Annotated in this window: 20 protein-coding genes; 15 read left to right on the forward strand and 5 right to left on the reverse strand. The window is 75.0% G+C overall.

The annotated features are described in order from the left end of the window. Positions 1–45 precede the first annotated feature (45 nt). From ACZ407_RS15025 to ACZ407_RS15040, 4 genes are all read left to right on the forward strand, one after another. Positions 46–438, forward strand: a complete 393-nt coding sequence (locus ACZ407_RS15025; protein ID WP_468128482.1) for a cell division protein SepF — start codon at positions 46–48, stop codon at positions 436–438. Positions 439–494: 56 nt separating this feature from the next. Beyond that, positions 495–1,895 (forward strand): AAA family ATPase, encoded by a 1,401-nt coding sequence (locus ACZ407_RS15030; protein WP_468128483.1) that lies wholly within the window; start codon positions 495–497, stop codon positions 1,893–1,895. A 167-nt stretch (positions 1,896–2,062) separates the two neighbouring features. Continuing rightward, a complete protein-coding gene (locus tag ACZ407_RS15035) occupies positions 2,063–2,422 on the forward strand; it encodes a nucleotide pyrophosphohydrolase (RefSeq protein ID WP_468128535.1) in 360 nt (119 codons plus the stop codon). A gap of 125 nt (positions 2,423–2,547) precedes the next feature. Continuing rightward, complete coding sequence (locus tag ACZ407_RS15040; RefSeq protein ID WP_468128484.1) at positions 2,548–3,057, forward strand: DUF6099 family protein; 510 nt, start codon at positions 2,548–2,550, stop codon at positions 3,055–3,057. A 63-nt stretch (positions 3,058–3,120) separates the two neighbouring features. Here the strand turns inward: ACZ407_RS15040 and ACZ407_RS15045 are convergent, their stop codons facing one another. Then, the gene (locus tag ACZ407_RS15045; protein WP_468128485.1) at positions 3,121–3,393 is read right to left on the reverse strand and encodes a hypothetical protein; all 273 of its coding nucleotides are present in this window, start codon (positions 3,391–3,393) and stop codon (positions 3,121–3,123) included. A gap of 204 nt (positions 3,394–3,597) precedes the next feature. On the opposite strand from ACZ407_RS15045, the gene ACZ407_RS15050 reads away from it, so the two are divergent. The 9 genes from ACZ407_RS15050 (at position 3,598) to ACZ407_RS15090 (ending at position 15,831) form a co-directional block, all read left to right on the forward strand. Beyond that, complete coding sequence (locus ACZ407_RS15050) at positions 3,598–4,548, forward strand: LLM class F420-dependent oxidoreductase (protein WP_468128486.1); 951 nt, start codon at positions 3,598–3,600, stop codon at positions 4,546–4,548. Further along, positions 4,548–5,420: a homocysteine S-methyltransferase gene (gene mmuM / locus ACZ407_RS15055; RefSeq protein ID WP_468128487.1), complete on the forward strand. Its 873-nt coding sequence runs from the start codon at positions 4,548–4,550 to the stop codon at positions 5,418–5,420. The genes ACZ407_RS15050 and mmuM overlap by 1 nt, the downstream gene beginning before the upstream one ends. Before the next feature lie 69 nt (positions 5,421–5,489). After that, positions 5,490–6,968: a 3' terminal RNA ribose 2'-O-methyltransferase Hen1 gene (locus ACZ407_RS15060; protein ID WP_468128488.1), complete on the forward strand. Its 1,479-nt coding sequence runs from the start codon at positions 5,490–5,492 to the stop codon at positions 6,966–6,968. Next, a complete protein-coding gene (locus tag ACZ407_RS15065) occupies positions 6,965–9,514 on the forward strand; it encodes a polynucleotide kinase-phosphatase (protein ID WP_468128489.1) in 2,550 nt (849 codons plus the stop codon). Before ACZ407_RS15060 ends, ACZ407_RS15065 begins: the two co-directional genes overlap by 4 nt. 190 nt (positions 9,515–9,704) lie before the next feature. After that, a complete protein-coding gene (locus ACZ407_RS15070) occupies positions 9,705–10,172 on the forward strand; it encodes a hypothetical protein (protein ID WP_468128490.1) in 468 nt (155 codons plus the stop codon). 50 nt (positions 10,173–10,222) lie between these two features. Further along, entirely contained in the window at positions 10,223–11,452 is a 1,230-nt protein-coding gene (locus ACZ407_RS15075) for an arginine deiminase (protein WP_468128491.1), read from the forward strand. Positions 11,453–11,596: 144 nt separating this feature from the next. Further along, positions 11,597–12,607: an ornithine carbamoyltransferase gene (gene argF / locus ACZ407_RS15080; RefSeq protein ID WP_468128492.1), complete on the forward strand. Its 1,011-nt coding sequence runs from the start codon at positions 11,597–11,599 to the stop codon at positions 12,605–12,607. A gap of 129 nt (positions 12,608–12,736) precedes the next feature. Further along, a complete protein-coding gene (locus ACZ407_RS15085; protein WP_468128493.1) occupies positions 12,737–13,564 on the forward strand; it encodes an enoyl-CoA hydratase family protein in 828 nt (275 codons plus the stop codon). Next, complete coding sequence (locus ACZ407_RS15090; RefSeq protein WP_468128536.1) at positions 13,549–15,831, forward strand: bifunctional salicylyl-CoA 5-hydroxylase/oxidoreductase; 2,283 nt, start codon at positions 13,549–13,551, stop codon at positions 15,829–15,831. The genes ACZ407_RS15085 and ACZ407_RS15090 overlap by 16 nt, the downstream gene beginning before the upstream one ends. A 60-nt stretch (positions 15,832–15,891) precedes the next feature. Here the strand turns inward: ACZ407_RS15090 and ACZ407_RS15095 are convergent, their stop codons facing one another. The 3 genes from ACZ407_RS15095 to ACZ407_RS15105 form a co-directional block, all read right to left on the reverse strand. Further along, positions 15,892–16,728, reverse strand: a complete 837-nt coding sequence (locus ACZ407_RS15095) for a GNAT family N-acetyltransferase (protein WP_468128494.1) — start codon at positions 16,726–16,728, stop codon at positions 15,892–15,894. A gap of 95 nt (positions 16,729–16,823) precedes the next feature. Beyond that, positions 16,824–17,654, reverse strand: a complete 831-nt coding sequence (locus ACZ407_RS15100; RefSeq protein WP_468128495.1) for a PaaX family transcriptional regulator — start codon at positions 17,652–17,654, stop codon at positions 16,824–16,826. 4 nt (positions 17,655–17,658) lie between these two features. Continuing rightward, the gene (locus tag ACZ407_RS15105) at positions 17,659–19,263 is read right to left on the reverse strand and encodes an AMP-binding protein (RefSeq protein WP_468128496.1); all 1,605 of its coding nucleotides are present in this window, start codon (positions 19,261–19,263) and stop codon (positions 17,659–17,661) included. Positions 19,264–19,567: 304 nt separating this feature from the next. Here ACZ407_RS15105 and ACZ407_RS15110 point away from each other — a divergent pair, with 304 nt between their 5' ends. Beyond that, positions 19,568–20,677, forward strand: a complete 1,110-nt coding sequence (locus tag ACZ407_RS15110; protein ID WP_468128497.1) for an acyl-CoA dehydrogenase family protein — start codon at positions 19,568–19,570, stop codon at positions 20,675–20,677. Beyond that, a complete protein-coding gene (locus ACZ407_RS15115) occupies positions 20,674–21,072 on the forward strand; it encodes a RidA family protein (RefSeq protein WP_468128498.1) in 399 nt (132 codons plus the stop codon). The genes ACZ407_RS15110 and ACZ407_RS15115 overlap by 4 nt, the downstream gene beginning before the upstream one ends. Before the next feature lie 28 nt (positions 21,073–21,100). On the opposite strand, the gene ACZ407_RS15120 is transcribed toward ACZ407_RS15115, so the two are convergent. Continuing rightward, a complete protein-coding gene (locus ACZ407_RS15120) occupies positions 21,101–22,477 on the reverse strand; it encodes an aminopeptidase P family protein (RefSeq protein WP_468128499.1) in 1,377 nt (458 codons plus the stop codon). Positions 22,478–22,527: the final 50 nt, after the last annotated feature.

Raw genomic sequence — 22,527 nt, forward strand, 5'->3', positions numbered from 1 at the left:
AGAGGATGGGTGGATGCACAAGACGCATGGGGCCGAGGTGGGCCGGTGAGCAGGTACGACGTCACCGACGAGCAGTGGGAGGGGCTTGCCCAGGTGGTGCCCCTGCGCAGCCGCAACGAATGGCCGTCGCGGGTCGACCACCGCACCATCCCCCGGTCCGGCGAGCTCGCCGCCGAGCAGCGGCGGTTCGTCGTGCTCCGCGTCCAGGTCTTCGCGGACGCGCGGGAAGTGGCCGACTACCTGATCGCGCAGATCCCGGTGCTGCTCGACCTGACCGGCGCGGACACCGAAGTGGCCAAGCGGATCCTGGACTTCAGCAGCGGGGTGGTCTTCGGGCTCGGCAGCGGGATGCACCGCGTGGACCGCAACGTCTTCCTGCTGGCCCCGGTCGGCACCGAGGTCGAGGGCATCGCCGCGGCGGCCGTCCCCCAATCGTAGGAAGGCGCGGGGGACGGAACGGTTCGCCGTGACGGGGGGTGCGTACCGTCCGCCCCATGACCTCCCCCCACACCACCGCCCACACCGCCCCGGCCCGTACGCCCGGGTCCGTTCCGGCCGGCCCGGCCGGGCTCGCGGCCGGGTCCCGCACCCTCGCCGCGGGCGGGCCCGGGTCTGCCCCGGGGCCGGTGCCGGCCGGGCCGCCGGCCGCCATCGCCACCGTCCCCGCGCCGGCCGCGCCGCCGTTCGCCCGGGCCGCGGGACCGGCGGGCCCGCCGGGCTCCGGGCCGACCCGCGCCGCCGACCACGCCCGCGCGGACGCGCGCCCCGCCCCGCCCGCCCGGCCCGCCGTCACCGAACTGCGGCTGTCCGCCTTCAAGTCGCACCGCGGAGCCGCCTTCCGCCTCGGCCCCGTCACCCTCTTCGCCGGTCCGAGCGGCAGCGGGAAATCGAACGTGCTCCAGGCGTACGAGGCCCTCGCCCGGCTCGGTTCCGGCGCCGCGCTCGGCGACGTCTTCCCCGACCCCGAGGCCTGCGTGCCCGATCAGGCCGCCCCCGACGCCCAGGGCAGACGCGGCTTCCGGATCGGCTGCACCGTGGACGGCCCGGCCGGACCGGTCCGCCTGGACGTGGCGATCCAGGCCGATCCCGAACTGCGCATCGTCGGCGAACGCCTGACCGCCGGCGGGCAGACCCTGCTGACCACCGCCCTGCGCGACCCCGGACGCCGCTCGGTGCAGGCGGCCTGGTTCACCGGCGGAGCGGTCGGCGTGACCCGCGCCCCGCTCCCCGACGACCGGCTCGGCACCTCCCTGCTCCCGCTCCGGGTGGCCGGCAGCACCGCCGGCCAGCGCCAGGTGCTCGAAGCGGCGGAGCAACTGGTCGTCGCCCTCCGCTCGGTGTTCGCGTGCGACCCGCAGCCGCGCCGGATGCGCGAGCCGGTGCCCGCCGGCACCGGACGGCTGCGCGGCGGATGCGACAACCTGGCCGAGGTGCTGCGCCGCACCCGGCACGAGTGCGCCACGCGGCACGCCGCCCTCGTCGAGGCCGCCCGGCGGGGCTGCGCCGGGCCGGTGCTCGACCTCGACGCCCGGACCCTGCCCGACGGGCGGATCCTCGCGGTCCTCGGCCGCGGCGGCGCGGCGGCCGGCACCCCGCTGGGCCGGCTCGCCGAGGGCGAGCTGCGCTTCCTGGCCCTGGCGCTGGTGCTGCTCACCGGCCCGGGGGTGCTCGCCGTGGACCCGGCCGCTGAACTCCTGCCCGCCCGCCAGGCCCTGGCCGTGCTCGCGGACGGCATCGACCGCGGGCTCGACCACCGCCAGACCGGCGAACTGCTGCGCCTGGCCCTGGCCTCGTGCGCCCGCGGCCACATCAGGCTGGTCGGCACCCTCGGGGCGGCCGGCGCCGCCCAGGCCCGAGAGCTGCCGGGAGTCTCGGTGGTAGACCTGGTGGCGTGAGCCCATCAGAGAACCCGTCCACCAGTCCGTCCCCCGGCCCGGAGGGCAGGCCGCCCTCCGGCCCCTCCGGCCGCCCGTACCCCGACCCGGCCGGCGGCCCGTCCGCCGGCCCCGCGGCCCCAGGCCTTGCGCCCGGCCCCGCCGGGCAGCGCCCCACCCTCGATGCGCTGCAGCGGCGGCTCGCCGAGTTCGCGGCCGCCCGGTCCTGGGAGCAGTACCACACGCCCAAGAACCTCGCGGTGGCCCTGAGCGTGGAGGCCTCCGAACTGGTCGAGATCTTCCAGTGGCTGACGCCCGAGCAGTCCGCCCGCGTCATGGCCGATTCCCGGTCCGCCCACCGGGTCGCCGACGAGGTGGCCGACGTCCTGGCCTACCTCCTCCAGTTCTGCGAGGTGCTCGGCGTGGACCCGCTGGCCGCGCTCGCCGCCAAGATCGAACGGAACGAAACCCGCTTCCCGGTGCCCGAAACCCGCTCAGGAAGCGCTCAGGAGGGCGAAAAAGGGGGAGATCGTCACTCTTCGGAGTGATGGCGCTGTCCACAACCGCGAGAGTGTCCACAGATTTCCGAATACCCCTGGCTTTACGGTCCCATTGCCTTCACGCTGGGTAGTGATGGAGGGACGGCGTAAGTCGTACGAACGGGGGACGGCTCATGGATGCGGTGCGGCTCATCGCGGCCGGCCGCCATGCTCTTGCACAGAGCCGGGCGGCACTGGACATCGTGGTGGAGGCCTGGCAGGCGCAGGCGCTCGCCCAGGCGGTGGGAAGTTGGATGGCGGTCACCGGGCCGCCGGAACTGAGAGCGGAGGCGAGGGGGCTGGGCGAGGCCGGCGGCCGGGGATGCGGGGTCCTCGACCGGCCTGCCCTCGCCCTGGAGGGGAGAACCGGGGACTACGTGCCGAGGGCGGCGCAGCTGACGGGGGTCTCCGATCCCCGGCAGGCGCTGCTGGGACTCGGGGCGCTGCTGGGCGAGGTGGGCATAGCCCTGGTGGGGGTGGCCTGCGAGACGGACGAGGAGGGGCTCTACTGGCAGTGCATCGAGGCGATCGACGCGGCGGACGAGTCGAGCGACCGGGTGCGCGGCATCCTGCGCCGGCTCGCGGTCCGCGAGCGGGGCAGCGCCTCGGGCGCCGCCCGCGACTCGACGGCCGGCGCCAGCTGACCCGCGCCGCATGACCGGCCGGCCCCCGGGGCGCCGGCAGGCCAGCACACCGCGGCGGCGGGATCAGAAGCCGCGGTAGGAAGGGCGCTCGGGAGCGGCCTCCGGGGCGGGCTGGGCCGAGCGGTTCAGCGCCACCGGTCCGGCGGCGGGGCGCTCGGCCGAGGACTGGAGGTCCGCGTCGAGCTGCGAGAGGTCGGCGTTGAGTGCGGCCATCAGCTCTTCCATCTGCTGCAGCAGGCCCTTGGGCGGTGCGCTCTGCGCGGGCACCGGGTGCTCCTGCCGTACGTGGTCGTGTGCAGCCTGTCCGGTGTGCTCGGGCACGGATTCCTGGGACATGGCGGCCTCCTCGGCCCGGGCCCTTCCGCAGGGGAAGGGTGCGGTGGACGCACCGGCGAAAGGCCGCCGGCGCGCGGGCCGGGCGGTCCGGCTCCGTCCGAGCCAACGATCTCCCCGGGCCGCGGTCACTGGCGCGGACCGGCACCGACGGCCTGGTTGACGGAGATTCACCCTGCCGGGGTGCCCACGCGGCAGGATGGAGGTATGGATCTTCGCATCTTCACCGAGCCCCAGCAGGGAGCCAGTTACGACACGCTGCTGGCGGTGGCCAAGGCCGCCGAGGACCTCGGCTTCGACGCCTTCTTCCGTTCGGACCACTTCGTGCGGATGGGCGGCGGGGGCCGGACCGGGCCGGACGGGGAGCTGCCGGGGATGCCGGGGCCCACCGACGCCTGGATCACCCTGGCCGGGCTGGCGCGGGAGACCAGCCGGATCCGGCTGGGCACCCTGATGACGGCGGGCACCTTCCGGCTCCCGGGGGTCCTCGCCATCCAGGTGGCCCAGGTGGACCGGATGTCCGGGGGCCGGGTCGAATTCGGCCTGGGCGCCGGCTGGTTCGAACGGGAGCACGAGGCGTACGGGATCCCCTTCCCGGCCGACCGGTTCGGGCGGCTGGAGGAGCAGCTGGCCATCGTGACGGGCCTGTGGGGGACCAAGGTGGGGGAGACGTTCAGCCACACCGGCAAGCACTACCGGCTGACGGACTCCCCGGCCCTGCCCAAGCCGCTCCAGGAGAAGGTGCCGGTGCTGATCGGCGGGCACGGGGCGCGCCGCACCCCGCGGCTCGCCGCGAAGTACGCGGACGAGTTCAACATCCCGTTCGCCTCGCTGGCGGACACCGAGCGGCAGTTCGGGCGGGTGCGGGCGGCCGCCCGGGAGGCCGGCCGCGACCCCGGGGAGCTGGTGTACTCCAACGCCCTCGTGGTGTGCGTGGGCAGGAACGACGCAGAGGTGGCCCGCCGGGCGGCGGCCATCGGAAGGGAGGTTGCGGAACTGAAGGCGAACGGTCTGGCGGGCAGCCCCGCGGAGGTCGTCGAGAAGATCGGTGCGTACCGGGCCGCCGGGTCCTCGCGGATCTACCTCCAGGTGCTCGACCTGCACGACCTGGACCACCTGGAGCTGATCGCCTCCCAGGTGATGGGCCGGCTCGGCTGATGGCCCGCGCGTCCGGACCGCCGCCCCTGGACCGGCGGACCGTGCTCCTCGACGGCGGGCTCAGCAACCGGCTGCTCGACCAGGGCTGCGACCTCTCCGGAGCGCTCTGGACGGGGCGGGTGCTCGCCGAGGCGCCCGAACAGGTGGTGGCGGCGCACACGGCCTACCTGAGGGCGGGGGCCGAGGTGCTGATCACCGCGAGCTACCAGGTCACGGACGCGTCCCTGGTGCGCCGCAGCGTGTCCCTGGCCGCGCAGGCCGCGGCCGGGCCCGACCGGCCGGTGTGGGTGGCCGGATCGGTCGGGCCGTACGGGGCGGTGCTCGCGGACGGTTCCGAGTACCGGGGCCGGTACGGGCTGAGCGCTGCGGCGCTGGAGGCCTTCCACCGGCCGCGGATCGAGGCCCTGGCCGCGGCGGGTGCCGACCTGCTCGCCGTCGAGACCGTGCCGGACACCGACGAGGCGCGGGCCCTGCTGCGGGTGCTCGCGGACTGCCCGGTCCCGGCCTGGCTCTCGTACACCGTCGAGGGCGGCCGCACCCGCGCCGGGCAGCCGCTCGACGAGGCCTTCGGGCTGGCCGCCGGGGTCCCCGGGGTGCTGGCCGTCGGGGTGAACTGCTGTGATCCGCGGGAGGTCGGTCCGGCCGTCCGGATCGCGGCCGCCGCCTCCGGCAAGCCGGTGGTGGCCTATCCCAACGACGGCTCCGTGTGGGACGCGGCGACCGGGCTGTGGCGGCCCCCGGCCGCCCCGGTGCCGTGGCCGGTGGCCGAGTGGCAGCGGGACGGCGCCCGCCTGATCGGCGGCTGCTGCCGGGTGGGCCCGGACCGGATCGCCGCCCTGGCGGCGGCCTTGGAAGGCGGCGGAGGGGGATGAGCCCGGGCGGCGGCGGGCGGTGCGGAAAATGCGTGGTGGCCGCTCCGGGGCGCGGCAATACTCGTACGGGTGTTCCTGACGATCTCCACCACCGGCACCCCTGACCGACCCGCGACCGACCTGGGCTTCCTGCTGCACAAGCATCCCGGCAACGCCCAGTCGTTCAGCACCTCGCACGGCACCGCCCACGTGCTGTATCCCGAGGCCTCCGACGAGCGCTGCACCGCCGCGCTGCTGCTGGAGGTGGACGCGGTGGCACTCGTCCGCAAGGGACGGGAGCAGGGCCGCGGGCGCGGGGCGGCCGGGCAGGCCGACACGGCGCTCGCGCAGTACGTCAACGACCGGCCGTACGCGGCGTCCTCGCTGCTGGCCGTCGCCCTGGCCGCCGTGTTCCGCACCGCCCTGGGCGGCACCTGCAAGGCCCGCCCCGAACTCGCCGGGCAGGCCCGGCCGCTGCGCATCGAGATCCCCGCCCTGCCGGCCCGCGGCGGCGGCGCCGACCTGGTGCGCCGGCTGTTCGCCCCGCTCGGCTGGGACACCGTGGACGCCGAACCGCTGCCGCTCGACGAGCAGTTCCCCGAGTGGGGCGACTCGCGGTACGTGCGGCTGGTCCTCGAAGGGGAGCTGGTCCTCGCCGACGCGCTGCGCCAGCTCTACGTGCTGCTGCCCGTGCTCGACGACGCCAAGCACTACTGGGTGGCCCCGGACGAGGTGGACAAGCTGCTGCGCGCCGGTGAGGGCTGGCTGCCCGGCCACCCCGAGCACCGGCTCATCACCGCCCGGTTCCTCACACGCCGCCCCGGCCTGACCCGCACCGCCATCGAGCGCCTCGAACTCGCCCGGCTCGCCGCCGTGGACGACATCGAGGCCGAGGCGCTCGACAACGCGGTGGACGAGATCGAGGACACCGAGGAGCGGCCGGTGCCGCTCGCCGTGCAGCGCCGGGCCGCGATCCTCTCGGAGCTGCGCGCCGCCGGCGCCCACCGGGTGCTGGACCTCGGCTGCGGCCAGGGTCAGCTCGTCCAGGAGCTGCTGGGGGACGTGTCGTTCACCGAGATCGTCGGCGTGGACGTGTCGGTGCGGGCCCTGACGGTGGCCGCGCGCCGGCTGCGCCTGGACCGGATGGGCGAGCGGCAGAGCGCCCGCGTCAGCCTCTTCCAGGGCTCCCTCGCGTACACCGACCGCCGGCTGGCCGGCTACGACGCGGCCGTCCTGAGCGAGGTGGTCGAGCACGTGGACCTGCCCCGGCTGCCGGCCCTGGAGTACGCGGTGTTCGGCGCCGCCCGCCCCCGGAGCGTGATCGTGACCACCCCCAACGCCGAGTACAACGTCCGCTGGGAGTCCCTGCCCGCCGGACACGTCCGGCACGGCGACCACCGCTTCGAGTGGACCCGCGCCGAGTTCCGGACCTGGGCGGACGCCGTCGCCGCCCGCCACGGCTACACCGTCCGGTGGGCCGCCGTGGGACCCGAGGACCCCGAGGTGGGTCCGCCCACCCAGATGGCCGTCTTCACGGCCGCCGCACCGAAGGAGGAGCAGGCCGCATGACCGGGCAGAACCACGCGCGCACCCTCGCCGTCCCCGACCTGTCCCTCGTGGTCCTGATCGGCGCCACCGGCTCCGGCAAGTCCACCTTCGCCCGCCGCCACTTCGCCCCCACGGAGGTGCTCTCCTCCGACTACTGCCGGGGCCTGGTCGCCGACGACGAGAACGACCAGAGCGCCAGCAAGGACGCGTTCGACGTGCTCCACCACATCGCCGGCAAGCGGCTCGCCGCCGGCCGGCTCACCGTGGTCGACGCCACCAGCGTGCAGCCGGAGGCCCGCCGGCAGCTCGTCGACCTGGCGCGGGCCCACGACGTGCTGCCCGTGGCCGTGGTCCTCGACCTGCCCGAGGAGGTCTGTGCGGCGCGCAACGCCGGCCGCCCCGACCGGGCCGCCCTGCCCCGCCGGGTCATCCAGCGGCACCGCCGCGACCTGCACCGGTCCCTGCGCGGACTGGAGCGCGAGGGCTTCCGCAAGGTGCACGTGCTGCGCAGCGAGGAGGAGGTGGACCGGGCCGAGGTGGTGCGCGAGCGCCGCTTCAACGACCTGCGCCACCTCACCGGGCCCTTCGACATCATCGGCGACGTCCACGGCTGCAGCTCCGAGCTGGAAACCCTGCTCGCCAAGCTCGGCTACCGGGACGGGGCGCACCCCGAGGGCCGGACCGCGGTCTTCGTCGGGGACCTCGTCGACCGCGGCCCCGACAGCCCCGGCGTGCTCCGCCGGGTCATGGACATGGTCGAGGCGGGCACCGCCCTGTGCGTGCCCGGCAACCACGAGAACAAGCTGGGCCGTTGGCTCAAGGGCCGCAAGGTCCGCCTCACCCACGGGCTCGCCGAGACCGTGGAGCAGCTCGGCCGCGAGGACGAGGCCTTCACCGCCCGCGTCAGGGAGTTCATCGACGGGCTCGTCAGCCACTACGTGCTCGACGGCGGCCGCCTCGTGGTCTGCCACGCCGGCCTGCCCGAGAAGTACCACGGCCGCACCTCCGGGCGGGTCCGCTCGCACGCCCTGTACGGGGAGACCACCGGCGAGACCGACGAGTTCGGGCTGCCGGTGCGCCACCCCTGGGCCGAGGAGTACCGGGGCAAGGCCGTCGTGGTCTACGGCCACACCCCGGTCCCCGACACCTCCTGGATCAACAACACCATCTGCCTGGACACGGGAGCCGTCTTCGGCGGCCGGATGACCGCGCTGCGCTGGCCCGAGCGCGAGCTGGTCGACGTACCGGCCGAGCGGGTCTGGTACGAGCCGCTGCGCCCGCTCGCCGCGCCGGCCCCCGGGGCGTCCGACGGGCGGCCCCTCGACCTCGCCGACGTACAGGGCCGCCGGGCCGTCGAGACCCGCCACCACGGCCGGGTCACCGTGCGCGAGGAGAACGCGGCGGCCGCCCTGGAGGTGATGAGCAGGTTCGCGGTGGACCCGCGGCTGGTCCCGTACCTGCCGCCGACGATGGCGCCCACCGCCACCTCGAAGGAGGAGGGCCACCTGGAGCACCCCGCCGAGGCCTTCGCCCAGTACCGGGCGGACGGCATCGCCCGGGTGGTGTGCGAGGAGAAGCACATGGGCTCCCGGGCCGTGGTGCTGCTCTGCCGGGACGCCGCCGCGGCCGCCGCACGCTTCGGCGCCGCCGGGGTGACCGGCGCGCTGTACACGCGTACCGGCCGCCCGTTCTTCGACGACCCGAAGGTCACCGAGGAGGTGCTGGACCGGCTGCGCGGGTCCGTCACCGACGCCGGGCTGTGGGAGGAGCTCGGCACCGACTGGCTGCTCTTCGACGGGGAGCTGCTGCCCTGGTCCCTGAAGGCCACCGGACTGCTGCGCACCCAGTACGCCGCCGTCGGGGCGGCCGCCGCCGCGGCGCTGCCCCCGGCGCTGGCGGCCGTGGAGGCGGCCGCGGCCCGGGGCGTGGACACCGGGGCCCTGGGCGGGCTCATGCGCGAACGGGCCGCCGACGCAGCCGCGTTCACCGAGGCCTACCGGCGCTACTGCTGGCCCACCCGGGGGCTGGAGGGGGTGCGCTTCGCCCCCTTCCAGCTGCTCGCCTGCCAGGGCCGCAACCTGGCCACGGTGCCGCACGACGAGCAGCTCGCGTGGCTGGACCGGCTGGTCGCCGCCGACGAGAAGGCGGGCACCGGGCTGCTGCGCGCCACCGGCCGGATCCTCGTGGACACCGGGGACCCGGAGTCGGTGCGGGCCGGTACGCAGTGGTGGCTGCGGCTGACGGCCGACGGCGGCGAGGGCATGGTGGTCAAGCCGCTGGAGGCGTACGCCCGCGGCGCGGACGGGCGCCTGGTCCAGCCGGGGGTCAAGGTCCGCGGGCGCGAGTACCTGCGGATCATCTACGGTCCGGAGTACACGCGCCCGGAGAACCTGGCCCGGCTGCGCGGCCGGCACCTCGGCCACAAGCGGTCGCTGGCCCTGCGCGAGTACGCGCTCGGGCTGGAGGCCCTGGACCGGCTGGCCGCGGGGGAGCCCCTGTGGCGGGTCCACGAGGCGGTGTTCGCGGTGCTCGCGCTGGAATCGGAGCCCGTCGACCCGCGCCTCTAGCCGGCGCGGCCGCACCCCGGTCCACCATTGGTTTCACCTGTCCGGTCCACCGCTTGGTTACGGCAAATGGGGGAACTTTTCGGGGAATCGGGGTGCGGGCTCGTTTCTTCCAGCGAAGCGGAGTGTCCGCATGCCTGGAAGGACGGAACGCAGAATGAAAATGACCGCGCGCGGGAGCATTGCGGCGCTCATGACGTGTATGGCCACGGCGGTGGCCGCGTCGCCGGCCCTGGCCGACGGACACGTGCCGGTGGCGGTGCCCCTGGAGGCGCTGGAGACGGCGGTGGGCGTGCCCGCCCCGAAGATCGCGAGCGGCGTGCCGCTGCTGACGCCCGGGGCCGTCGAGGGCCCGACGCACCACCAGGGCGAGCTGCTGCCGAGCCCGCTCCTGCCGCCGGTCCCGCTGACCGGGGACCTGGCGCCCACCGTCGTCGGCTCCGAGCTGCCGGGGCTGCTCGGCACCGGCAACCCCGACGAGGCGGAGGTCACCTCCGAGCGCTCGCCGCTGCTCGCCCAGAGCCCCGGCGCGGTCGTCGGCGCCCCGCTGAGCATGCCCGACGGCTCCCGCATGGGCCTGCCGGAGCTGGTCACCCCCAAGCTGGGCCTGATCGCCCCCGCCCTCCAGGGCGACCCCGGGGCGCTCATCGGTCTCCACTGACCGTCAGCCGCCCTGCTCACAAAGGCCGCCCGGTCTGCGACCGTGTACACATGGGATTCCATGTCGATTCCGAGACCGGGCGGCTGCGCCGCGTCATCCTCCACCGGCCCGACCTGGAGCTGAAGCGGCTCACCCCCAGCAACAAGGACGCCCTGCTCTTCGACGACGTGCTCTGGGTGCGCCGGGCCCGCCAGGAGCACGACGGGTTCGCGGACGTCCTGCGGGACCGCGGGGTGGCGGTCCACCTCTTCGGGGACCTGCTGCGCGAGGCCCTCGACGTGCCGGAGGCCAGACGCCTCGTGCTGGACCGGGTGTTCGACGAGAAGGAGTACGGGCCGCTCGCCACCGGGCACCTGCGCGCGGCCTTCGAGGACCTCCCGGCGGCCGACCTCGTGGACGCGCTGGTCGGCGGCATGACCAAGCGCGAGTACCTCGAACGGTTCGAGGAGCCCGTCTCGGTCCGCTTCCACGCGCTGGACCTGGACGGCTTCCTGCTCGGCCCGCTCCCCAACCACCTGTTCACGCGCGACACCTCGGCCTGGATCTACGACGGGGTGTCGATCAACGCCATGCGCTGGCCGGCCCGGCAGCGCGAGACGGTCCACTTCGAGGCCATCTACCGGCACCACCCGCTGTTCACCGCCTCCGGGGCCTTCCACTACTGGTCGCAGGGGCAGGCCGACTACCCCTCGACCATCGAGGGCGGGGACGTGCTGGTCCTCGGCAACGGGGCCGTGCTCATCGGCATGAGCGAGCGCACCACCCCGCAGGCCGTGGAGATGCTCGCGCGGGGGCTGTTCGCCGCCGGGTCGGCCCGTACGATCGTGGCCCTCGACATGCCCAAGCGGCGTGCGTTCATGCACCTGGACACGGTGATGACGATGGTCGACGGGGACACCTTCACCCAGTACGCGGGCCTGGGCATGCTGCGCTCGTACACCATCGAGCCCGGTGCGGGCGAGACCGAACTGAAGGTCACCGACCACCCGCCCGAGCACATGCACCGGGCGATCGCGGCCGCCCTGGGCCTGGACCGGATCCGGGTGCTCACCGCCACCCAGGACGTGCACTCCGCCGAGCGCGAGCAGTGGGACGACGGCTGCAACGTGCTGGCCGTGGAGCCCGGCGTGGTCGTCGCGTACGAGCGCAACGTGACCACCAACACGCACCTGCGCAGGCAGGGGATCGAGGTGATCGAGATCCCGGGCAGCGAGCTGGGCCGCGGGCGGGGCGGGCCGCGCTGCATGAGCTGTCCCGTGGAGCGCGACGCGGTGGAGTGAGGCAGGCTCGGAGGGGACGGCGGAAGCGGTGCGGGCCGGGCGGTGGCCGTGTGAGGGATCGCATGCCGGGACGGGCTGCATAGCAATGCGGTAGCTCGTATAGACTTCCAAGGTCCCCCCGCCCTGTGCGACCTAGGAGTGCCCATGGCCACCCACCTGGCCGGCCGCAGTTTTCTCAAGGAGCTCGACTTCACCGCCGACGAGTTCCGCGGCCTCATCGAGCTGTCCGCCGAGCTGAAGGCCGCCAAGCGGGCCGGCGCCGAGGTCCCCCGGCTGCGCGGGAAGAACATCGCCCTGATCTTCGAGAAGACCTCCACGCGCACCCGCTGCGCGTTCGAGGTGGCCGCCGCGGACCAGGGTGCCTCCACCACCTACCTGGACCCCTCCGGCTCGCAGATCGGGCACAAGGAGTCCGTGAAGGACACCGCCCGGGTCCTCGGCCGGATGTTCGACGCGATCCAGTACCGCGGGGACAGCCAGGACAGCATCGAGGAGCTCGCCGCGCACGCCGGGGTCCCCGTCTACAACGGCCTGACGGACGACTGGCACCCCACCCAGATGCTCGCCGACGCCCTGACCATGACCGAGCACTGCGACAAGCCCCTGGACCGGATCGCCCTCGCCTACCTCGGCGACGCGCGCTTCAACATGGGCAACTCGTACCTGGTCGCCGGCGCCCTGCTCGGCATGGACGTACGGATCGCCGCGCCGCGCAGGTACTGGCCCGCGGAGCAGGTCGTGGCGCGGGCCCGGAAGCTCGCGGCCGCCTCCGGGGCGCGGGTCACCCTGACCGAGGAGGTCGCCGAGGCCGTCGGCGGCGCCGACTTCGTGGCCACCGACGTCTGGGTCTCCATGGGGGAGCCGAAGGAGGTCTGGGACGAGCGGATCGCGGCCCTGTCCCCGTACGCCGTCACCATGGACGTGCTGCGGGCCACCGGGAACCCGGACGTGAAGTTCCTGCACTGCCTGCCCGCCTACCACGACCTGGGCACGGCGGTGGCCCGGGAGATCCACGACCGGCACGGGCTGGACCACCTGGAGGTGACGGACGAGGTGTTCGAGTCCGCCCACTCGGTCGTCTTCGACGAGGCGGAGAACCGGCTGCACACCATCAAGGCCGTGCTCGTCGCGACCCTCGCGGGCGAGGCCGCATAGTCATTCAGCAGGTCAAGTCGGGGTTGACGCCCGGGCGGCGGTGGTGGAGGCCGCCCCCGGGTGCCCCGCCGGGTACTCGGTTGTCGCGTTTCCATGACGGAAGTCACAACTCGGTGATACGCTCATGGGGTGAGCCCCTTCACCGGTTCCGCAGCCCGTACCGAACGATGGCGCCACCTCCGGCTGACCAGCCGGGACGGGGTCGCCACCGTCACCCTCGACCGCCCCGAGAAGCTGAACGCGCTCACCTTCGGCGCCTACGCCGACCTGCGCGATCTGCTGGCCGAACTCTCCCGCGAGCGCTCCGTGCGCGCCCTCGTCCTCGGCGGCGGGGGGCGCGGCTTCTGCTCCGGCGGCGACGTGGACGAGATCATCGGCGCCACGCTCGCCATGGACACCGCGCAGCTCCTCGACTTCAACCGGATGACCGGGCAGGTCGTGCGCGCGATCCGCGAATGCCCCTTCCCGGTCGTCGCCGCCGTCCACGGCGTGGCCGCCGGAGCCGGGGCCGTCCTCGCGCTCGCCGCCGACTTCCGCATCGCCGACCCCTCCGCCCGCTTCGCCTTCCTGTTCACCCGCGTCGGGCTGTCCGGCGGGGACATGGGCGCCGCCTACCTGCTGCCCCGGGTGGTCGGCCTCGGGCACGCCACCCGGCTGCTGATGCTCGGGGAGCCGGTGCGCGCCGCGGAGGCCGAACGGATCGGACTGCTCAGCGAACTCACCGACGAGGGCAAGGCCGACGCGCGGGCCGCCGAGCTCGCCGCCCGCCTCGCCGCCGGCCCCGCACTCGCCTACGCCCAGACCAAGGCCTTGCTGACCGCCGAGCTCGACATGCCGCTGGCCGCCAGCGTCGAACTCGACGCGGCCACCCAGGCCCTGCTGATGAACGGCGAGGACTACGCCGAGTTCCACGCGGCGTTCACGGCCAAGCGGCCGCCCGACTGGCGAGGGAGGTAGCCGTGCGGATCGCGGTCGTCGGCGGCGGACCCGGCGGGCTGTACGCGGCGGCCCTCCTCAAACGGCTGGGCCCGGACCGGGAGATCACCGTCTGGGAGCGCAACACCCCCGCGGCCACCTTCGGCTTCGGGGTGGTCCTCTCCGACGAGACCCTCGGCGGCATCGAACAGGCCGACCCGGAGGTGTTCGCCGCGCTCCGGCGGGAGTTCGTCCGCTGGGACGACATCGAGGTCCTGCACCGCGGCCGGATCCTGACCTCCGGCGGGCACGGCTTCGCCGCGGTCGGCCGCCGCCGGCTGCTGGAGATCCTGCACGAGCGGTGCGCCGGACTCGGGGTGGAGCTGCGCACCCGCACCGAGGCCCCCGACCCGGCCGCCCTGGCCGCCGGGCACGACCTGGTGATCGCCGCGGACGGGGTGCACAGCCGCACCCGCGAGGCCTTCGCCGCCGCCTTCCGGCCCCGGATCGAGACCCACCGCTGCCGCTACATCTGGCTGGCCGCCGACTTCGCGTTCGACGCCTTCCGCTTCGAGATCGCGGAGACCGCGCACGGGGTCATGCAGCTGCACGGCTACCCCTATGCCGCCGAGTCCTCCACCGTCATCGTCGAGATGCGCGAGGAGGTCTGGCAGGCCGCCGGGCTCGACCTGTGCGACGAGGAGGAGTCCGCCGCCCGCTGCGCCAAGATCTTCGCCGAGACCCTGCGCGGCCGCCCGCTGCGCGGCAACAACTCGGCCTGGACCGCCTTCCGCACGGTCGTCAACGAGCGCTGGTCCCACGGCAGCACCGTGCTGCTCGGCGACGCCGCGCACACCGCGCACTTCTCCATCGGCTCCGGGACCAAGCTGGCCGTCGAGGACGCCCTCGCGCTCGCCGCCTGCATCGAGGAGCAGGACGGACTGCCCGCCGCCCTCGCCGCCTACGAGGCCGAGCGCCGCCCCGTCGTCGAATCCACCCAGCGGGCCGCGGCCGCCAGCCTGCGCTGGTTCGAGGACCTCGCCGGATACGTGGACCAGCCCGCCCGGCAGTTCGCCTTCAACCTGCTCACCCGCAGCCGCCGGGTCACCCACGGCAACCTGCGGATGCGCGACGAGCGCTTCACCGGACTGGTCGAGCGGGACTTCGGCTGCCCCGAGGGCACCCCGCCGATGTTCACCCCGTACCGGCTGCGCGGACTGACCCTGCGCAACCGGGTGGTCGTCTCGCCGATGGACATGTACTCCGCCACCGACGGGGTGCCCGGCGACTTCCACCTCGTGCACCTCGGCAGCCGCGCCCTCGGCGGGCCCGGACTGGTCATGACCGAGATGGTGTGCGTCGGCCCCGAGGCCCGGATCACCCCCGGCTGCGCCGGGCTCTACACCGACGGACAGGCCGAGGCCTGGCGGCGGATCGTCGACTTCGTGCACGCCTCCGCCGAGGGCACCGCGCTCGGGATCCAGCTCGGGCACGCGGGCCGCAAGGGCTCCACCCGGCGGATGTGGGAGGGCATGGACGAACCGCTGCCCGCCGGCAACTGGCCGCTGGCCGCCGCCTCCCCGCTGCCCTACCGGCACGGGGTCAACCAGGTGCCGCGCGAACTCGCCGCCAGCGAACTCCCGGTCATCCGGCGGCAGTTCGCCGATTCCGCGCGGCGGGCCGCCGACTGCGGCTTCGACCTGCTCGAACTGCACTGCGCCCACGGCTACCTGCTGTCCGGCTTCCTCTCGCCGCTCACCAACCGGCGCACCGACGGGTACGGCGGCACGCTCGCGGGCCGGCTGCGCTTCCCGCTCGAAGTCTTCGACGCCGTACGCGAGGTGTGGCCGCAGGACCGGCCGATGACCGTCCGCATCTCCGCCACCGACTGGGCGCCCGGCGGCACCGGCACGGACGAGGCCGTGGCCATCGCCCGGGCCTTCGCCGAGCACGGGGCGGACGCGATCGACGTCTCCACCGGACAGGTCGTGGCCGAGGAGCGCCCCGAGTACGGCCGCTCGTACCAGACCCCGTTCGCCGACCGCATCCGCAACGCGGTGGGCGTCCCGGTCATCGCGGTGGGGGCCATCTCCTCCTGGGACGACGTCAACTCCCTGCTGCTGGCCGGCCGGGCGGACCTGTGCGCCCTGGGCCGGCCGCACCTGTACGACCCGCACTGGACCCTGCACGCGGCCGCCGAGCAGGGCTACACGGGGCTCGCCGCGCCCTGGCCGGCCCCCTACCGGGCCGGGTCCCGGCGGCCGCCCACCGGCCGCACCGACGCCCCGAAGCCGCGGCTCAGCCTCTGACCGGGGCGCCGGGCGGGGCGTACGGCGTGGACGGCGCAGACCCGGACGGTGCGGGCCCGCTCACAGGACCAGGTGCAGCCGGTCCTCGACCGACCGGTAGCCGAGGCGCCGGTAGATGCCGTTGCTCGTCGGGTTCGCCAGGTCGGTGAACAGGAGCACCTCCTGCGCTCCGGCGGCCTGCGCCGCCCGCGTGGCGGCGGTGGTCACCCCCGCCGCGTACCCGCGGCCGCGCAGCGCCGGCGGGGTGTACACGGGGCCGATCCGGCTGGTGCCCTGCGCCACCCGGGACCGGCCGGCCATGGACACCGGCACGCCCGCGTCCTCCCACAGCAGCAGCCCGCCGAAGGAGATGCGGTCGCGGACCGCAGATTCGGGGATCCCGGCCGGCTGCCCGGTGTCGGCGCCGAAGGCCGCGTACCACTCCATGAGCAGCGGCAGGTCCGCCGCGGTGGCGGCGCGGGCCGCCCCGGGCGGGGCCGGGTCCGGGGGGACCAGGGCCGCCAGCCGGTACAGCCGCAGCTCCTCGGCCACCGCGGTGTCCCGCCCGCAGGCCGCGGCCAGCGCCTCGGCGTCCGCGCGCCGCGCGTTGAAGCCGCCGGCCGCCGCCAGCCGGGGCTCGGTGGCGAACGCGGCCCCGAGCTCGGCCGCCGCGGGCGCGGTCAGCACCCCCAGCATCAGCGCGTACGGGGGAGTGCACACCAGGCACCCGGCCACGGTCCCGCCCGCGTCCCGCCACCAGCCGAAGAACGGGGTTCCCTCCCCGAAGGCGTGCGGGCCCCGCCGGGCCAGGGCGTCGGCGACCGTCAGCAGCACGGTGTGGGAGTCGGGCCGGGAGGCCGCGTACGCGCCCGCGGCGGCCTGATAGGCGTCGAAGTCTTCGGTGAAGGTCCACGGCATGGCCCATGATGGCCGGACCCTGCGGACTCGCGCACCGGGTTATCCGCCGGGCCGCCCCCGCCCCCGCCCCCGTCGGCCCGTCCCCCCGTCGGCCCTCAGCGGCCCACGAACTCCGCCCCGGTGTCCCGCAGCCGCGCGTGCAGCTCCGCGAACACGGCCGCGGACCGCTCGCCGGGCCAGTCCGAGGGCAGCAGGTCCGCCGGCAGCCCGGGATCGGCGTACGGCAGCCGCCGCCAGGAGTCCAGGGCCAGCAGGTAGTCCCGGTAGGCCTGCTCCGCGACCTCGCCGGTCCGGCCCGCCTGCCAGCCGCGCAGCACCGGCTCGTGCCGGTCGAGGAACTCCTCGTGCTGCTTGGCGATGGCCGCCAGGTCCCACCACCGCGAGACCGCCTCCGCGGTCGGGGCGAAACCCAGGTGCGCGCCGCGGAACAGGTCCACGTAGCCGCCCAGGTGCAGGCGGTCCAGGGTGTGCCGGGTCTCCTCGTACAGCCGGGCCGGGGCGATCCACACACCGGGGGCCGCCGCGCCGAAGCCGAGGCGGGCCAGCCGCGAGCGCAGCAGGTGCCGCTTGTGCCGCTCCTGCTCGGGGACCGAGAACACGGCGAGCAGCCATTCGGCCTCCGCGCCCTCCCCGGCCTGCGCCCGCCCGCCGTCCGGGGCGCGGTAGATGCGCCGGTCGCCGTCCGCGAGCAGCTCGCGGGCCTCCTCGGACAGGGCGTACGCCGCAGCCCCGTCCGCCGCCTTCGCCGGTACGAGGAAGCCGCGGCGTTTGAGCCGCGAGACCGAAGAGCGTACGGAGGGCGCGTCGACGCCCGCGGCGCCCAGCAGCCGGATCAGGGCGGCCACCGGGACGGGGCCCTGCTCCGGCCGCCCGTAGGCGCCGTAGAACGTGACGATCAGGGATCGCGGGGTGTGCTGCTCGGCCACCTGATCACTCTAGATCGCGCAGCCGGAAGCGCTGAAGTTTTCCGGTCTCGGTGCGGGGGAGCGAAGCCCGGAAGACGAAGGCCCGCGGACACTTGTGCGGAGCCAGCTCGGCCTTCATCCAGGTCCGCAGCTCCTCCTCGGTGGCCTCCGAGCCCTGCCGCAGCACCGCGTACGCCACCACCACCTGCCCGCGCAGCTCGTCCGGCCGCCCCACCACCGCCGCCTCCGCCACCTCCGGATGGCGCAGCAGGGCCTCCTCCACCTCGGGGCCCGCGATGTTGTACCCGGCCGAGATGATCATGTCGTCGGCGCGGGCCACGTACCGGAAGTAGCCGTCCGACTCGCGGACGTACGTGTCCCCGGTGATGTTCCATCCCCCCTGCACGTACTCGCGCTGCCGGGGGTCGGCCAGGTACCGGCAGCCGACCGGGCCGCGGACGGCCAGCAGCCCGGGCACGCCGTCCGGGACCGGCTTGCCCTCCCGGTCCACCACCCGGGCCTGCCAGCCGGGCACCGGGCGGCCCGTGGTGCCGGGCCGGATCTCCTCGTCGGCGGCCGCGATGAAGATGTGCAGGAGCTCGGTGGCGCCGATGCCGTTGATGATCCGCAGCCCGGTGCGCTCGTACCAGGCGTCCCAGGTGGCGGCCGGCAGGTTCTCGCCGGCCGAGACGCACCGGCGCAGGGCGCTCAGATCGTGCCCGTCCAGCTCGTCGAGCATGGTGCGGTACGCGGTCGGGGCCGTGAACAGCACCGACACCCGGTGCGCCGCCAGCGCGGGCAGCAGCTGCCGCGGCCCGGCCTGCTCCAGGAGCAGCGCGGAGGCCCCGGCGCGCAGCGGGAAGACCACCAGCCCGCCCAGCCCGAAGGTGAAGCCAAGCGGCGGGCTGCCCGCGAACACGTCCTCCGGCTCCGGCCGCAGCACCTGCCGGGAGAAGGTGTCGGCCACGGCCAGCACGTCCCGGTGGAAGTGCATGCACCCCTTGGGCCGGCCCGTGGTGCCCGAGGTGAAGGCGATCAGCGCCACGTCGTCGGCCGAGGTCGGCACCGCCCCGAAGCCCGCCGGCTGCCGCCCGGCCCGCCGCAGCAGGTCGTCCGCGCCGGGCCCGCCGTACGGGGTGATGCGCAGCCCCGGCACGGCGGCCTTCTCCAGGTCCGCCCGTACGGACTCGTGGCACAGGGCGTGCCCGACCCGGGCGATCTCGCAGACCGCGGCCAGCTCCCGCGGCCGCTGCTGGGGCAGCACCGTGACCGCCACCGCCCCCGCCTTCACCACCGCGAGCCAGCAGGCCGCGAGCCAGGGGCTGGTGGGGCCGCGCAGCAGCACCCGGTTGCCGGGGGCCACGCCCAGCTCCCCGGTGAGCACCCGGGCGATCCGGTCCACGTGCCCCTGGAGCTCCCCGTACGACCAGACCCCGCCGTCCGCGGTGCGGAAGGCCGGCCGGTCCGGGCCGAACCGCGCCACGGTCGTGTCGAGCAGCTCCGCGGCGCAGTTGAGGCGGTCCGGATAGGCCAGCTCGGGCAGCCGGAAGACGAGTTCGGGCCAGTCCTCGGGGGGCGGCAGATGGTCGCGCGCGAAGGTGTCTGCGTGAGCGGAAGGCTTGAGCTCCAAGGCGGTTCGCCCCCTTGCGGCGTCGTCCGGGAGGGAGATGTGGTGCCGGCGGCCGTGCAGTCGCGAAAACGAGCGTAGCGTTATGGTGACGGCAATCAGTGAAACGCGATAGACCGGGTGCGGTACGGAACTCCGTGCGGGGCCTCCCCCGCCTCCGGCGCACGGCCGACGGCCGCCCTTACGGCACCGCCGCACCGGCAGCACCACCGCACCGACCGCACCACCGCTCACCCACAGCACCGTAATCACAGGACCGCATTCACCGGAGGGCGCTCGCCGCACGGGCGAGAGGAAGAGGGCCGCAATGGCGGGGTTCGTGCTCGGACCGGAACAGGAGCAGTGGTGCGCCGAGCTGCGCGCGCTGGCGGCCGGACGGCTGCGGCCGCTGGCCGAGAAGGGCGAGCCGGGCCGGGTCAACCGCCCGCTGCTCGCGGCGCTCGGCGAAACCGGGCTGCTGGACCGGCTGTTCACCTCGGGCGCCCTCGACCTGTGCCTGCTGCGCGAGTCCCTCGCGTACGCCTGCACCGAGGCGGAGACCGCGCTCGCCCTGCAGGGCCTGGGCACCCACCCGGTGCTGAGCGCCGGCTCGCCGGCCCAGCGGGACCGCTGGCTCCCCGAGGTGCGGGCCGGGCGGGCGGTGGCGGCCTTCGCGCTGAGCGAGCCGGGGGCCGGCTCCGACGCGGCCGCGCTGGCCCTGCGTGCCGAACCGGACGGGGCCGGCTGGCGGCTGACGGGGGAGAAGCGGTGGATCTCCAACGCGCCCGAGGCCGATTTCTACACCGTGTTCGCCCGTACGGGGGAGGCGCCCGGATCCCGCGGGGTGACCGCCTTCCTGGTCCCGGCGGACCGCCCCGGACTCGGCGGGGAGCCGCTCGACATGCTCTCCCCGCACCCGATCGGCAGCGTCGCCTTCGACGGGGTGCCGGTGGGCCCCGAGGACCTGCTCGGGGAGCCCGGCCGGGGGTTCCGGGTGGCCATGGGCACCCTCAACCTGTTCCGCCCCAGCGTGGGCGCGTTCGCGGTGGGCATGGCGCAGGCCGCGCTCGACGCGGCGGTGCGGCACACGGCGGGCCGCAGCGCGTTCGGCGGGGTGCTCGGGGACCTCCAGGCGGTCGCCCACCGGGTGGCCGAGATGGCCACCCGCACCGAAGCGGCCCGGTTGCTCGTGTACGCGGCGGCGGGCGCGTACGACAGCGGGGCCGCGGACGTGCCCAAGCGGGCCGCGATGGCCAAGCTGCTCGCCACCGAGACCGCCCAGTACGTGGTGGACCACGCCGTACAGCTGCACGGGGCGGTCGCCCTCCAGCGCGGCCACCTGCTGGAACACCTCTACCGGGAGGTGCGGGCACCCCGGATCTACGAGGGCGCCAGCGAGGTCCAGCGCACGATCATCGCGAAGGAGCTGTACCGGTGAGCCTGGAACGCGTGAACCCCGCGGAGCTCTCCCCGCCCACCGGCTTCTCGCACGCGGTCGTCGCCACCGGCGGCCGGCTGGTGGTGCTCGCCGGGCAGACCGCGCTGGACGGCGCGGGCAAGGTCGTGGGGCAGACCCTGCCCGAGCAGTTCGAGACCGCGCTCGGCAACCTGCTCGCGGCCCTGGCCGCGGCGGGCGGCACCCCGGACAGGCTGGCCCGGGTGACCGTGTACGCGGTGGACGTGGCGGACTACCGCGCGCACGCCCCCGAACTCGGCCGCATCTGGCGGCGGCTGGCGGGCCGCGACTATCCGGCGATGGCGGTCGTCGGCATCACGAGGCTGTGGGACGAGGAGGCGCTGGTCGAGCTGGACGGGATCGCCGTACTCGACTGACGTCCGCCTGCCGCGGTCGGCGGTCCGGTCAGCGGGCCCCGTCGAGGAGGCCGCCCATCCACTCCTCGATGCCGTCCACCGTGCGCGGCAGGGCGCCCGACATCAGGCGGGCCCCGTCGGAGGTGATGACGAGGTCGTCCTCGATGCGCACCCCGATGCCCCGGAGCTCGGCCGGAAGGGTCTCGTCGTCGGGCTGGAGGTAGAGGCCGGGCTCCACGGTGAGCACCTGGCCCTCCTCCAGGACCCCGTCGAGGTACGTCGCGGCGCGCGCCCGGGCGCAGTCGTGGACGTCCAGGCCGAGCATGTGCCCGCTGCTGCACAGGGTGTAGCGGCGGTACAGGTCGTCCCCGGCGTGCTTCAGGACCCCCCACTCGGCCAGGCCCTCGGCGATGACGCGCATGCCGGCCCGGTGGAAGTCGCGGAAGCTCGCGCCGGGCCGCAGTGCCGCGATGCCCGCGTCCTGGGCGGCGAGCACCAGCTCGTACACCCGGCGCTGGACGGGTGAGAAGCGGCCGGACAGGGGCAGGGTGCGGGTGATGTCGGCGGTGTAGAGGCTGTCGGTCTCCACCCCGGCGTCGAGCAGGAGGAGTTCGCCGCGGTCCAGCCGGCCGTCGTTGCGGATCCAGTGGAGCACGCACGCGTGCGCGCCGGAGGCGGCGATGGTGTCGTAGCCCGTTCCGTTGCCCTCGGCGCGGGCACGGAGGCCGAACACCCCCTCGATCCAGCGCTCGCCGCGCGGGTGGGCGAGGGCCTGCGGCAGGGCCCGGACCACGTCCTCGAAGCCGGCGGCGGTGTGGTCCACGGCCAGCTGGAGCTGGCCCACCTCCCAGGCGTCCTTGACCAGGCGCAGTTCGGAGAGGGCGGCGGCCAGTTCGGGGTCGGTGGCGGCGTTGCGGCCGGCGGGCGAGCCGAGCCGGTCCAGGTGCTCGCAGCGCAGGCCGGTGAGCCGCTCGGCCTCGCCGAGGTCGGGGCGGCGCCCCACCCAGAACTCGCCGTGGCGGCGGTCGCGGAAGAACTCCTCGCTGCCTTCGGACCGCGGGGAGCGGGGGCGCACGTAGAGGACCGCTTCGTGGCCGTGCGGACCGGCGGGTTCCAGCACCAGCACGTGCCCGACCTGGTCCTCCCCGGTGAGCCCGGTGAGCCAGGCGTACGCGCTGTGCGGGCGGAAGCGGTGGTCGCAGTCGTTGGAGCGGACCTTCAGCTCGCCCGCCGGGACGATCAGGCGCTCGCCGGGGAAGCGGGCCGAGAGCCGGGCGCGGCGGGCCGGGGTGACCTCGTACGCGCTCACTCGGCGGTCGGCCGGGAGCGGGGCGGGCGCCCAACCGGTGGCCATGAACCGTGACAGCTCGGGCGATACGGGCAGGTCGTGGCTGCCGGTGTGGAGGCCGGAGGGGCGCTCGGACACGGGGAACTCCCAACGGGGCGGCGGGGGGCGGAATGTGAAGCTCCGAAAAA

The sequence above is a fragment of the Streptomyces sp. NPDC030809 genome (assembly GCF_055572195.1).